General features: G+C 69.7%; 11 protein-coding genes. All 11 read right to left on the reverse strand.

All coding sequences use genetic code 11. From position 1 onward, the window contains the following. Positions 1-182: 182 nt before the first annotated feature. The 11 genes from CEK65_RS01555 to CEK65_RS01605 all read right to left on the reverse strand — a co-directional run bounded on the left by CEK65_RS01555 (position 183) and on the right by CEK65_RS01605 (position 12,519). Positions 183-560, reverse strand: a complete 378-nt coding sequence (locus tag CEK65_RS01555; RefSeq protein WP_017910738.1) for a hypothetical protein — start codon at positions 558-560, stop codon at positions 183-185. A gap of 226 nt (positions 561-786) precedes the next feature. Further along, positions 787-1,176, reverse strand: coding sequence for a hypothetical protein (locus CEK65_RS01560; RefSeq protein ID WP_152180546.1), 390 nt, complete (start codon positions 1,174-1,176; stop codon positions 787-789). A 79-nt stretch (positions 1,177-1,255) separates the two neighbouring features. Further along, positions 1,256-1,453 carry a CPXCG motif-containing cysteine-rich protein gene (locus CEK65_RS01565; protein ID WP_010340161.1) on the reverse strand — a complete coding sequence of 66 codons (198 nt, stop codon included), beginning with the start codon at positions 1,451-1,453 and terminating at the stop codon, positions 1,256-1,258. 29 nt (positions 1,454-1,482) lie between these two features. Further along, positions 1,483-2,172 carry a M15 family metallopeptidase gene (locus tag CEK65_RS01570; protein ID WP_152180547.1) on the reverse strand — a complete coding sequence of 230 codons (690 nt, stop codon included), beginning with the start codon at positions 2,170-2,172 and terminating at the stop codon, positions 1,483-1,485. A gap of 196 nt (positions 2,173-2,368) precedes the next feature. Beyond that, complete coding sequence (locus tag CEK65_RS01575; protein WP_152180548.1) at positions 2,369-3,733, reverse strand: XVIPCD domain-containing protein; 1,365 nt, start codon at positions 3,731-3,733, stop codon at positions 2,369-2,371. Positions 3,734-3,798: 65 nt separating this feature from the next. Next, entirely contained in the window at positions 3,799-4,104 is a 306-nt protein-coding gene (locus tag CEK65_RS01580; RefSeq protein ID WP_017910734.1) for a lysozyme inhibitor LprI family protein, read from the reverse strand. A 468-nt stretch (positions 4,105-4,572) separates the two neighbouring features. Next, a complete protein-coding gene (locus CEK65_RS01585) occupies positions 4,573-6,480 on the reverse strand; it encodes a peptidoglycan-binding protein (protein ID WP_152180549.1) in 1,908 nt (635 codons plus the stop codon). Positions 6,481-6,634: 154 nt separating this feature from the next. Then, positions 6,635-7,417, reverse strand: coding sequence for a hypothetical protein (locus tag CEK65_RS01590; RefSeq protein WP_152180550.1), 783 nt, complete (start codon positions 7,415-7,417; stop codon positions 6,635-6,637). Between the two features lie 384 nt (positions 7,418-7,801). Further along, positions 7,802-8,731, reverse strand: a complete 930-nt coding sequence (locus CEK65_RS01595; protein WP_152180551.1) for a hypothetical protein — start codon at positions 8,729-8,731, stop codon at positions 7,802-7,804. A 113-nt stretch (positions 8,732-8,844) separates the two neighbouring features. Further along, entirely contained in the window at positions 8,845-9,645 is an 801-nt protein-coding gene (locus tag CEK65_RS01600) for an N-acetylmuramoyl-L-alanine amidase (protein WP_152180552.1), read from the reverse strand. A gap of 87 nt (positions 9,646-9,732) precedes the next feature. Then, positions 9,733-12,519 carry a TonB-dependent receptor gene (locus CEK65_RS01605; protein WP_226980437.1) on the reverse strand — a complete coding sequence of 929 codons (2,787 nt, stop codon included), beginning with the start codon at positions 12,517-12,519 and terminating at the stop codon, positions 9,733-9,735. Between the last annotated feature and the right edge of the window lie 218 nt (positions 12,520-12,737).

The raw sequence follows: 12,737 nt of genomic DNA on the forward strand, positions 1-12,737 counted from the left end.
CGGGTCGCCGACCAATAGACGACAGGCACTGCCCTGACGCACAACGCACGACGGCGGCCCAAGGCCGCCGTCGTGGTGAAGCGTCAGCGTGCACCACGAGACTCGTGGTGCACCAGGGTCGGCCCCGGCCAGGCGGCGCGCGTCCTCATCGCCGCGCGACCGCCGTGCCGGTACCGCTCCGGTTACTGGCCGCCGTTGCTGTCGCTGCCGGTCGCCGCGCCGCCCTGCTGCTTGGCGACGTAGGCCTTGTACTCGTCCGGGGTCAGCTTGCCGTCGTGGTTGGCGTCGGCCTGCGCGAAGATCTGGCTGAGGCCGGCGTTGACCTGCGCCTCCTGCTTGCTGATGGCGCCGTCCTTGTCGGCGTCCACGTCGGCCCAGGTCTGGGCACCGCCGGAGGCCGCGCCGGCCTGCCCGCTCTGGCCGGTGGCGCTGGTGGACGACTGCGTCTGCGCCTGCGCGGCGGCATCGGCTTGCGCGTCCTGGGCGAACGCCGGCAGGGCCAGCGCGGCGGCGAGAAGGGCGGCGGTACCGATCAGCGGGGTGCGAGTGCGAATGTTCATGGGTGGATTCTCCTTGGCTCTCTCGGTGTGGCATGTCCGGTCGATTCCGGAACACGGCGCTACCGTGCCGGTCTCAGACTGAATCCATTCCCTGTCGAAATTCGCCGCAAAACGCTTCGTTAACCACGGCGTGCGCGCAGCACGCTACTGCGCCGGTTAGGGATCGGTGAGCACGCGGTAAGGCGACCATTCAAGACGTTTGGATTGCAGAAAGAAAACGTCTGTTTCAGCGTGTTTCGTGACCGCCGTCGCCGGCGTTTTCGCTTGAACGCGCCCTGAATACGACCCACGCCAGGGCCACGCCGGAGAGGGCGCCGGCCACTTCCAGCACCACCCGCGAACCCAGTTCGTCCGGATCGTGGATGCTGGCCAGGGCGATGCGCGCATACAGCGGCGACTCCAGGCGCACGATGCTGGTGTAGAACAGGTTCCAGCAGTCGATGCCGGCCGCCACCGCCACCGCGATCAGGCAGGCGCCGCCCAGCTGCTGACCCTCGGACCAGCCCAGCCGCCGGCCCAGCCATTGCCACAGCGCATACACCAGGAAGCCGACCACCAAGGCGATCAGCCCGGCTTCCAGCGAGCCCAGCAGGCCGAAGTGCAGCGGCAGGTTCATCGGGTGTCCTCGGTCGGCAAGGCCGCAAGTCTAGAGGCTGTCGCGCATCGGCGTGCGCCGCGCCACGCCAGCATGCGAATCAACTGGCGTTTTCGGCGATCGCGCTCACCACCGGCGCGCCGTCCTCGTCCCAGCGCACCGTCATCAGCATCGGCTTGCAGCACACCTGGCAGTCCTCCACGTACTGCTGCACGTCCACCGACGGATCCAGCGCGACGTCGATCCACTCGCCGCAGTAAGGGCATTGCAGGTCGACGAACTGGTGCGTGCCGGTCATGGGTGGTCCGTGGCGAAGGCGAGGAGGCGCTAGCGCACCGGCACGTCGAAGGCGACGCCGGGGCTGGGCTCGGGCTGGAAGGTGTAGTGCCACCATTCCATCGGATAGTTGACGAAGCCGCGCGCGGCCATCGCCTTCAGGAGCTGCTGGCGATGCCCGCGCTGGGTGGCGTCGATGGCCGGCGTGTCGGTGTGCGCGCTGGGGTCGAAGAAGTCGAAGCCGGTGCCCATGTCCACTGCGCGGCAAGCGCCCTGGCGGCAGTCCAGCAGACCCAGATCGACGGTGGCGCCGCGACTGTGGCCGGAGTGTTCGGCGATGTAGTCGCCGAGCAGCACGCCCTTGTCGAGCTTGGGGTAGTAGCGCGCCTTGGCGACCTGATCCTGCGGATCGCGCGCCCAGGCGACGAAGGCGTGGACCGAGCGCTGCGGCCGATAGCAGTCGAACACCTGCAGGCGGTAGCCCTTGGCCTGCAGGTCGCGTTGCACCTGCGCCAAGGCCTTCGCGGCCGGCGCCAGCAGATAGCACTTGGGTGCGTCGTAGCCGGGCACCGGGCGACCGGTGAAGTTGTCGTGGCCGGCGTAGCGGATGTCCATCGCGATGTCCGGCGCCAGCGTGTGCACGTCGACCAGTCCCGCCTGCTCCGGCGTGGTCGCCGGTGAGGTGGTCGGTTCCACCGCGAACGTAGCAGGCACGACGGCGAACGCGAGCGTCAGGCCCACTGCGCGCAGCACGCCAGCCCGGCGCCCGGGGCGCGACGGAGAAAGGTGGCGGCAGAAGCGGTCATGCGACATGTGTGCAGCATAGGCCATGGCCGCGGCCGCTGTCCTGCCGCGCGCCTGCAACGACGCGCGATGCGAACTGCGCAAGGCAGGGCGGCCACCGGCGCGTGCCGATGACCGCCCTGCGCGGCGCGACTCAGCGCCCGGGGGCTTGCGACTGGGTCTGGGTGCGCTGCTGGTCCTGCACCTGCCGCTCCTGCGCCTGGCGCTGGGTCTCGGCCGCCAGTTGCTGCTGGCTCTGCTCCAGCGGCACGGTCGCCGCCTGCTGACGGTCGACATACGCGCGATGCACGTCGTGCGCGTTCTCCGGATTGCGCTGCACCGCGATCATGCCGCGGCCATCGGTGCTGGCGACCAGGTCGTCGATGCGCGACATGCCGCTGACCTTGGCCTCGAAGGCCAACTGCCCGGCCGCACGCTGCATGGACTCGCGGTCGCCGTAGCCACCGTTGCGCCCCTGCTTTTCCAGCTGCGCGACCGCCTGGTCGAACAGCGGACTGTCGCGCCGCAACTGCTCCACGCCCTGCTGCCGCTGCACGCTGCGGTCGATCGCGCCCAGCGTCTCCGGGCCGGCCTTGCCGTCCACGCCCTTCAGGTGCTGGTCCTGCTGGAACTTCTCCACCGCCGCTTCGGTCTTCGGGCCGTAGGTGCCGATCGCATCCTTGGCCTCCAGGTAGCCGAGCGTGGCCAGTTTCTCCTGCAGGCCTTTCACCGCCTCGCCCTGCGCATTGCGCGCCAGCACGCCGTTGTGCGCGGCCGGCTCGCGATGGCCGTCGTGCGGCTTCGGCGCGGTGTGCCCGTCGCGCTGCTCGCCGGGCTTGGCCACGGTCTTGCCGAGGTCGGCCAGCTTGAGCAGGTCGGCCTTCTCGTTCTCGGCGCGGTTCTCCAGCGAGTCCAGGGTCTTCTGCTTGTGCACGCGCGGGAACAGCTCCTTGACGTGCTCGGCCTTGTAGTCCTGCACCGCGCTGACGATCTCCTTGTCGGAAATCTTGGACAGATCCGCCTGCTTGCCGAACTTCTCTTCCATGGCGCGCAGGAACACGCCGGACCCGCCCGGCTTCTTGTCGCTGCCCGGACCGTACTGGACCGCGGTGCTCCACATCGCGTCCTGCACCGCCGGGCCGCGGTCGGACAGGTCCATGCCCTTGTCCTTGAGCCGGTCGACCAGTTTGTCGAAGTGGGTGCGCTTGATGTAGTCGTGCTGTTCCTGGCCGAAGCCGGGGTCGGTCTTGGCCAGTTCCTTCCACTTGGCGCTGAACTCGGCGGAACCCGGCGTGAGGCCGGCGAAGTCGTCGCTGTACTTGCTGTCCTTGACGAACGCGGCGACGGTGCCGCCGTTGATGACCTTGCCCTCACGGGTCGTCGTCTGCGAGGTCATCTGGTACGAGCCGTAGGACACGCCGCCCGGGTCGTCGACGCCGGAGGACACGGTCGACGCGCCGCGGCCGCCGGTCTCGTAGTGTTTGGAGGTCTGGCCCAGTTCCCAATCCTTGTCGCTCATCGCGTTCTCCTTGGCAGGACGCGCGGCGTGGAAAGCGCCGCGCGTCGGGTTCGATACAGGGGTGGTCAGTGCGCTTCGAGTTCGTCGGCGCGGTGCGCGGTCATTTCCAGCCGGCATTCGGCCGCATCCACGCGCTCGGCCTGGCCGCCGTCCGGATCGGCGACGCACTTTTCGTCGCGCTCGGCGATCCACTTGCGCTGCCGCTCGCGCAGCGCGTGCTGCTCGGCCTCGCTCAGTTTGGCCATCGCCGCCTTGTAGGCGGTGTTGAGGCGCTGGTCCTGGTAGGCGTGTTCGTCGGAAATGCAGTCCAGCATCGCCGGGGTCGCGCCGCCGGCGGCGGTGATGCAGGTGTCGTAGGACGGTCGCAGCACGGGGGAATCTCCTGAAGCGGTGGAAGGGGCGGGTGCCGCAGCCGATGCAACCGGTGTGGCCGCGCCCGCATCGGCCTGGGTACCGGCATCGTGCGCGGCGGCAGGGGACGCCGCGGCCGCAGCGTCTGCCGCCGGAGCGGCCGGTGCCTGCGTCTGGCCGGGGGTGGAAGACGGCGCGCTGCACGCGGCGGCGGCCACGCACAACAGCAGCAGGGAAGAGCGTTGGAACGCCTTGGCGATGGCCATGGTCGGAATGCGTCCTTGTCGTTTGCGCGAGCGGGAAGGCGAGGTTCTAATCGATCGTCGTGGACACTGTCCATCGCACGCCGCGATGGCAGGCGATCGTGTTTGGCCGGCGTTGGGCAATGTCGCGCCGGCGCATGCGCGGCGGTCTTGCGCAGCGCTCGACATCGCCACGCACGACCACCGCCGCGCAACGCGCGACGGCGGCCGTTGCCGCGAGACCGATCAGCGCGGCGCCTGGGTCTTCTCGCGCTGCGGATCCGGCTGCTGCTGCTCTTGCGCCTGCCGCTGGGTTTCTGCGGCCAGCTGCTGCTGGCTGCGCTCCAGCGGCACCGCCGCGGCCTGCTGCCTGTCCACGTAGGCACGATTGACGTCGTGCGGATTGTCGGGATTGCGCTGCACGGCGATCAGGCCGCGGCGGTCGCCGCTGAGCACCAGGTCGTCGATGCGGTTCATGCCGCTGACCTTGGCCTCGAACGCGACCTGGCCGGCGGCGCGCTGCATCTCTTCGGCGCTCTTGAAGCCGCCGTTGGGTCCCTGCTTCTGCAGGTGGTCCATGGCCTGCTTGTACAGCGGGTTTTCGGCCAGCGTCGCCGCGTCGGACTTGGCCTGCGCCGGCTGCTTGGCGATCGCCTCCAGGGTGGCCTTGTCGGCGATGCCGGTCGCCGCCAGGCCCTTCTCGCGTTGCAGGTTGGCGACCACCTGCTGGGTGCGATCGCCGTAGTAGCCGGTACCGCTGAGCAGCTTGCCCTGGTCGTCCTTGACGCCCAGCTCGATCAGGCGCTGCTGCATCGCCTTGACGTCGGCGCCCTGCTCGCCCGGCTTCAGCGCCGTGCGCGGCTCCTGCGCGCCCTGCGTCTGCGCCTGGGTCTGCTGGCGGTCCTGCAGCAGGTCGCGGCCCTTGGCCAGCGGATCGGAGGCGAACAGCTTGGCGTTCTGATGCGTGGCCAGGTAGTCGTCCAGCGGCATGGTGTTGACGCCCTTGCTGCCGGTGGACTGGCTGACCAGCAGTTCGCCGCTCTTGGGGTCGCGCACGACCATCATGATGTGGTCGATGCCCTTCCAGTGCTCGTGCGCGGTCTTGCCCGAATCCACGCCGATGACCATGCCTTCCTTCAGCGCGCCGGGCTTGAACACGTCCTTGCCCTCCAGCAGCACGCCGGAGCTGTCGTAGGCCTTCTTGACGATCTCGCCGGAGCCGGTCATGCCCTGCACCAGCATGTCCTTCTGGGCGAACACGTCGCGACCGGCCTTGCGGTTGATCTCGTTCATCGTCGCGTTCTGCAGCTCGGTGACCCAGCCGGAACAGTCGATGTAGCCCTGCGACAGATGCTTGCCGTCCACGCCGGGGTGGTAGTACTTGCTGCTCTTGACGTTGATCGCGTACTTGACGTCGTCGTGCTTGACGCCCAGGTCGTAGGCGGCGGTCAGCGCGATGCCGTCATGGCCGCCCTGCTTGCCGCCGGCCGGTGCCGGCGTGCGCGCGGGCGCCTGGGCGGCCTGGCCCTCGGCGAGCGGCTTGATGCCCTTTTCCGGGATCGCGATGTGGTCGTACTTGGCGTCCCAGTACTTCACGAAGGCCTTGGCCATGTCCTGGTCGGACAACTTCTTGAAGTCGGCCAGCGAGGTGCCGGTGTAGGCCTGGAACTGGCGCGCGCCCTGCGCATCCTTTTCGCCGGGGACGTTGTTGAGGATGTTGGCGCGGGTGCCCTTCAGCTCGAAGTGGCCGGTGGCGATCGCGGCCTGGATCGAGCGATAGCCGCCGGCGCCCTGCTGGTGCGCCATGTACATGTCCAGGCCGTCGGGCTGCGCCTTGCCGGACAGGTAGGCGCGGCCGTCGCGCTCGTGCTGGCGGGTCAGGCTGTTGCGATTGTCCTGGTACATGCGCGCGGCGGCATCGGTGTTGGCCACCGCGTCGAGCTCGCGACCGCGGATGCCGTAGGCGCTGGCGGCGCCGGGCGTGAACTGGAACAGGCCCTTGGCGCTGTTGGGACCGCGGCTGGCCTGCTCGTCGAAGCGGCCGCCGGTTTCGATGTAGGCGAAACGCATGAAATCGTCGACCGGAATCTGCCGCTGCCTGGCTTCCCGCTCGATGATGTCGAGATTCTCTGCCTTGGTGGTATCGCGTGCCATCTCGTGTAACTCCTTGAGGTTGAGGTACGGCCATCGCGGCCGCCTGGGTCAACCGAGCTCGTCCATGAGCTTGTTAGTGCGCGGTCAACAGAACGATTGCGTACTGCGGAACATCGGGTGCTGCGTCACCGGCGCGCCGCCGCGCGCCGTGGAGTCATGCGACGGGCGTCGGCTGGTACTGGCCGCTGTCCGGGTCGTAGGCGTACTGCAGGACGTCGCTGCCATCGAGCAGGCGCGCGCGGCCGGGACCGGCGATGGCGGTGCCGTGCAGCGCCACCCGCAGCGCCGGCATGCGCTGGCCGGGCACCGCCTGGAATTCCAGAGCGCCGGTGCTGGACACGTGCGGCACCACGCCGTCCGGGTCGCTGGCCGCCTCGTTGTCCTCGCCGGCCGCCACCGTGCCGCAGTAGACCCAGCTACGGTAATCGCCGAGGTCGTGCCGGTTCGGATCGAACACGAACATGGCGAAACCGGCTTCGGTGATGCCGTTTTCGAAGCGGGTGGTCGGCACGGCCAGCAGCAACCGGCCATCGCCCAGCGCATGCTGCTGCGGCGCGCGGGTGGTATCGAACGCATCGGCGCGCGCGTAGGCGCCGAAGCTGCCGACGTAACGCTGCGCATGCAGCACCATCCACGGCCGCTCGCCGCCCGGGGTGGTCAGCTGGAAGGTCGCGGCACCGAGCGAGACGCCCTCGCCGGGGTTCGGGAAGGTTTCCGCATCGTCGATGCCGTACCGGCCCGGCGTGGCGTAGCTGAAACCGGTGTAGTACTGCTTGCCGTCCAGCTCGAAATGCCGGCCGCCCCAGAAATTCACCACGGCACCGTTGTCGATCTCGTAGGACACGGCGCCATCGCCGTCCCAGCCGTAGATCAGGTACAGCACGCTGCCCGCATCGGGTGGCACTTCGGGAGCGGCGCGCTTGTTGTCGTTCGACATGTCCAGAACATCCTGTATTCGGTGAAGAAGCCGGAAGAACCCACCTGCACATTCCGATGCGCCCCGCTACCGCGGCCGGCGTGACGCAGGCGGCGCACGACGCGGACGCGGCGCGCTGCACGGAGAGCACACTCCCCGCAGGCGCAGCTTCGGACGGAACAAGGTGACGTGCACGCCGGCCCCGAGCAGGGGCGGTGATGGCGGTCGCGCATGGCGAACCGCACGCCGGCAATCCACGCCGGCATTTCGGGCGAGTGCAGCATCCCATGCCGCTCGCGAATGACTCGCCTGATCATCAGGCCCCGTGGGGCGCATCTTAAACCAGGTCCCGCGCCCGAAACCACCGCTGCCGCGCGCGCCGCGTCACATCCGCGCGCCGTCCGTTCAGCGGTCCAGCGGCGGGGTGTAGTGCTGCTTGGCGGGGTCGTAGGTGTAGGTGACGGCGTCGGCCGGGCCCAGCGTGCGGACCTTGCCCGGCCCTTCCACCACCGTGCCCTGCAGGGCGATCCGCAGCGACGGCACATTGCCGCTGGCCGGCGGCACGAAGCTCAGCGTGCCGGTGCTGGTGGCGCATTTCATGGTGCCCTGGTCGTCGCACGCGGCGCTGTTGTCCTCGCCGGCGGCGACCGTGCCCAGGTAGACCCAACCCTTGTAGTCGCCCAGGTCGTTCTTGTTCGGGTCGAAGGTGAACACCGCGAAGCCGGCACTGGTGATGCCGTCGGCGAAACGGGTGGTCGGCAGCGCCAGCAGCAGGTGGCCATCCTTGGTCTCGGTGCTCTGCGGCTTGCGCTGTTCGTCCAGGGTGTCGGCCTTGCCGTCGGAGCCGAAATCGCCGGCCCAGCGCTGCGCGTGGAACAGGGTCCAGGCCGGCTTGCCGCCGGCGCTGTCGAGCACGTAGGTGGCCTGGCTGATGCTGACCGTGGCGGCCGGGTCGGGCAGGTCCTGGTCGCCGGCCTGGTCCCCGGGCTTGTCGTACTTGCCGCCGGTGGCATTGGCGAAACCGGTGTAGTACTGCTTGCCGCCGAGGTCGAAGCGGTAGCCGTACCAGAAGCTGGCCACCGCGCCGTTGTCGATGGCGTAGGACGCCGAGCCGTCGCCCTTGGCGCCGTAGATGTCGGCCAGCACCTTGCCTGGTGCCGGCACCTCGGCGGCGGCCGGCTGCGCCGCGGCGCTCGCGTCTGCGGGCGCGGCGGATGCGGGCGCGCTCGCCGTCGCCGGGGTCTGCGCCGCGGCCGGCGCATCGGCGGCCTTGTCCTTGCACCCGCCCAACAGCAGGAAGGTTGCTGCCCACAGGGCCGTGGTTCCTCGCCTCATCGCACTGCGTCCTTTGGAGTCCGTTGGCGCGCGATGCTACCAAGAACCGCGGCGGCGCCAAGTGACAGGCGTGCACGCCGCCAAGACCGACGCTGGCGGCGCAGCGCCCCGGCTCAGGGCGCGTCCGGCTCCATCGCCGGCACCGGCTGCGGGCGCGCCAGCAGCGGCTGGGTCAGCGCGTACAGGATGCGCAGGTCTTCGGCGTCGAAGGCGGTGGCGTCGTTGCCGCGGTAGTGGTGGTGGAAGGCGCGCAGGGTCGCCGCCCGGTCGTCGACCGGATAGCCGATCAGCGCCAGCGCCTGCCACGGATCGAAGCCGGGGGGCGCCGGCGGCGTGTCGGCGGCCGGCCAGCGGCCGAAGCCGGCCTCGGCCAGTCGCTTCCACGGGAACAGCGGGCCCGGGTCGACCTTGCGCGAGGGCGCGAAGTCCTCGTGGCCGACCACCTGGGTACGCGGGATGCGCAGGCGCGTGCACAGGTCCTCGAGCAGCACCAGCAGGCTGTCGATCTGTTGCGGTGCGAATGGGGTCTTGCCGTCGTTGTCCAGTTCGATGCCGATCGAGGCGGAGTTGATGTCGGTGATGGTGCCCCAGCGCCCGGCGCCGCCGTGCCAGGCGCGGTCCTGGTCGGCGACCAGTTGGTAGCGCGTGCCGTCGCGGCCGATCAGGTAGTGGGCGCTGACCTTGCCCTTGCTGTTGTGCGAGCGCAGCGTATCCAGGCTCTGCTGCACCGAGTGCTGGTCGGTGTAGTGGATGACGATCAGGATCGGCCGGCGCGCGTCGTAGTTCGGCGACGGCACCCAGGTGGCCAGTGGATTGCGCTGCGGCGCGTGCGCGCAGGCCCCGAGCAACGCGAGCGTGGCCAGCAGCAACAGCCGGCGCACGGCGGACAGGGACGGCACGGGAACACGGGTCATGGACACTTCCTGGTCGGCGACGCACAAGCGTACGCAATCGGCGCGGCGACGGCGTGCAGGGACGCGCCGACGCTCACCGCCGCGCACTCAGAAGCGGTAGTTGAAGTTGACGTACCACTGCCGGCCGATCGCGCTGTACACCCGCGGGAAGTACGGCCAGGTGGTGTAGGTGTCGTCGCGCGGGTGCAGCGCGTCGAACACGTTGAGCACGCTCAGGCCGATGGTCGCCTTGTCGGTGATCTGCTTGGCGAGGTCGAGGTTCCACACCAGGTAGGGTGCTACCCGGCCGCGCTCGGCGTAGTCGGGCCGCGAGCCGTAGCGGTAGCCGTACACGCTGGCCGACCAGTCGCCGCGGTTCCAGTTCGCACGCCAGTTGCCGCGCGTGCGGAACGCCAGGTAGTCGACGTCGTTCATCACGTCCACCGGGCGCGCGCCGGCGAACTGCGCCACCTCCATCCGCAGCACCCGGGTCAGGCCGCCCTGCAGGCCGAGCGTGCCCCAGGCGCCGAGGTCGAGGTCGTAGCGCAGGCTGGCGTCGATGCCGTCGGTGCGCATCAGCGACTGGTTGATGGGGAAGGTCTTGAACGCGGTGATCTGGCCTTCGCTGGTCAGGTCGGTGCCGGGGCTGCGCGTCACCGCGTCCAGGTAGAAGCGGCAGGCCACCGAGGCGGTGTCCACCGCGGCGCCGGCGCGGTCGCGGCCGAGCAGGCAGTTGGCGTTGTTCTCCAACAGGGTTTCGCTGGAGATGGCTTCGACCCTGCCCTTGAGTTCGATGCGGTAGTAATCCAGGCTCAGCGACAGCGCCGGCAGCGCATCCCACACCACGCCGAGCGTGGTCGACTTGCCGGTCTCCTCGCGCAGCAGCGGGTTGGAGGCCTGGGTGGAAAAGGTCTGGTATTCGTGCGCGCTCGCGCAGGCCGCCGACAACGGATCCAGACCGTCGCGGCGGCACAGGTATTCGTCGACCACGGTGGGATTGTTGGCGCTGGTGCCGGCGTAGATCCACAGCAGGTCTGGCGCGCGGAAGCTGGTGGCGTGGCTGCCGCGCAGCAGCAGGGTGTCGAACGGGCGCCACTCCAGGCCGACCTGCCAGGTGGCCGCGCCATCGACCGCGGTGATGTCGTGGTAGGCGTCGTAGCGCGCGGCCAGGGTGGCGCTGAGCCGACTGGCGATCGGCACGCGCAGCTCCAGCCCTGCGGCGTAGCGCTTGCGCGGGCCGCCGCCGGGCGTCTGGGTGAGGTTGTAGATGCGCTCGCTGCCGGTGTAGTCGACGGTGGTGCGCGGATCGGGCTGCAGGTCGTAGGTCTGCCGCGCGGCTTCCAGCACGGTGGCGATCTGCACCATGCCCGCCGGCAGCTCGAACAGGTCGCCACTGACCACGAACTGCGCCTGGTCGGTGGCCGATTCGCCGCGGCTGGTCACCTCGGTGGTGAGCTGCTGGTACAACGCCGGGCTGCCGGGCGCGAACAACCGGTCCGGGCGCACACGGCGGATTTCGGTGCCGTCCGGCCGATAGCCCAGCACCGGCCCGAAGTAGTAATCGCGCACCGCGTTGGTGAGGAAGCGCGGGCGCCGCGTGGTGATGTCGTAACGCGACAGCGACACGCTGGCATCCCAGTCGAAGCGCCCACCGAAGGCCTTGCCGCGCACGCCGGCGTTGAGGTTCCAGCTGCGCTCGTCGTAGTCGATGGTCTTGATGCCGCCGACCTCGTCCGGCAGGAAGATGCGCTGCGCGGTGACCAGCCCCAGGTCCGGATCGTAGGCGGTGAACGCGCCTTCGCCGATGTAGTAGTGGGTCTGGCTGGAGCTCTTGTCCTGCGCGCGGTTGGCCAGCAGTTGCGCATAGGCGACCACGTCGTGGCCGAGTTCGGCATCGCCGGCCAGGTAGGCCGAGGTCTTGCCGTAGCCGTTCTGCACAGAGCGCCCGGCGTAGTAGTCGAACGCGCCGCAGCGGTTGGGCGCGGCCAGGCTGTCGCTGGTGCGGTACGGACGAAACGCCGGATTGGTCGCGGCGCAGGCCGCGGCCAGCGCCTGCGGCGAGGTCGACAGCGTGCCCGCCTGCGGCCATAGATAGGTGGTGCCGCGGCGCAAATACACGCCGGAGATCGACACGTTGGGCGAGCTGGGATCGGCCTTGTTGGCCGGATGGTCGTCGTAGGAATCCATGAAGTCGCGCTGGCGGGCGACGATGGGTTCGCGGTCCAGCCGCTCGAAGGCGTAGGTGACGCTCCAGCCGTCGCCGCGGCGCCCGCCAGTCCACTGCAGTTGCCCGCTATCGCCGCCGCCGCGGGTGGTGGTGCCGGCACGCACGCGCAGGCTGTCGCCCTGGAAATCGCGCTTGGTGATGATGTTGACCACGCCGGCGACCGCATCGGAACCGTAGATGGCCGAGGCGCCGCCGCTCATCACCTCGATGCGCTCCACCGCCGCCGCGGGGATGCTGCCCAGGCTGACCGCGGTGCCGTTGGCGCCGTAGGGCTGCGGATAATCGGCCATGCGCTTGCCGTTGAGCAGGATCAACTGGTAACCCGGCCCCAGCCCGCGCAGGTTGAGATACTGGCCGTTGGGCGAACTGCCGGTCTGGTCGCTCTCGTTGAAGGTGCTGCCGCTGAACTGGGTCAGCGTGCCCAGCGATTCCCACACCGTGGCGAAGCCCTGCTTGCGGATGTCCTCGGCGGTGATGACGGTGACCGGCGCCGGGCCTTCCACCTGCGCGCGGGCGATGCGCGAGCCGGTGACCAGTACCGCATCGAGATCGCGCGGCGTCGCCGCCTGTTCCTGCGCCGCGGCCGGCAAGGCCCCGACCAGCGTCGCCAGCGACGCCAGCGCCACGCGCACGGACCGCAAGGGAAAAGGACGACGAACGATTCGCATGGGCACGCGGCTCTCCTGCTGGCGCGGGTGGATGGCGCGAACGCCGCGGGCGCGGCCACGGCCGAGCGCCTGTCCCTGGCGTCCACGCACACGGCGATGACCCGTGCGCGGCACGCGGCCATCGTGTTGCGGGTTCCTGCATCTTGCCGAGCGGACGCGGCGCTGCCGTGCGGTGCCTGCACGTTCCCCAGCGCCATCGCCACGCGCCCCCTGTGCAG

The sequence above is a fragment of the Xanthomonas sp. LMG 12459 genome, assembly GCF_009192905.1.
Classification (GTDB): Bacteria; Pseudomonadota; Gammaproteobacteria; order Xanthomonadales; family Xanthomonadaceae; genus Xanthomonas_A; species Xanthomonas_A sontii.

What these genes read in the sequence shown, in the direction of transcription:
- CEK65_RS01600 (WP_152180552.1), bottom strand. Translation starts at nt 9,645, where the DNA reads ATGACCCGTGTTCCCGTGCCGTCCCTGTCCGCCGTGCGCCGGCTGTTG.
- CEK65_RS01555 (WP_017910738.1), bottom strand. Translation starts at nt 560, where the DNA reads ATGAACATTCGCACTCGCACCCCGCTGATCGGTACCGCCGCCCTTCTC.
- CEK65_RS01585 (WP_152180549.1), bottom strand. Translation starts at nt 6,480, where the DNA reads ATGGCACGCGATACCACCAAGGCAGAGAATCTCGACATCATCGAGCGG.
- CEK65_RS01560 (WP_152180546.1), bottom strand. Translation starts at nt 1,176, where the DNA reads ATGAACCTGCCGCTGCACTTCGGCCTGCTGGGCTCGCTGGAAGCCGGG.
- CEK65_RS01575 (WP_152180548.1), bottom strand. Translation starts at nt 3,733, where the DNA reads ATGAGCGACAAGGATTGGGAACTGGGCCAGACCTCCAAACACTACGAG.
- CEK65_RS01595 (WP_152180551.1), bottom strand. Translation starts at nt 8,731, where the DNA reads ATGAGGCGAGGAACCACGGCCCTGTGGGCAGCAACCTTCCTGCTGTTG.
- CEK65_RS01590 (WP_152180550.1), bottom strand. Translation starts at nt 7,417, where the DNA reads ATGTCGAACGACAACAAGCGCGCCGCTCCCGAAGTGCCACCCGATGCG.
- CEK65_RS01565 (WP_010340161.1), bottom strand. Translation starts at nt 1,453, where the DNA reads ATGACCGGCACGCACCAGTTCGTCGACCTGCAATGCCCTTACTGCGGC.
- CEK65_RS01605 (WP_226980437.1), bottom strand. Translation starts at nt 12,519, where the DNA reads ATGCGAATCGTTCGTCGTCCTTTTCCCTTGCGGTCCGTGCGCGTGGCG.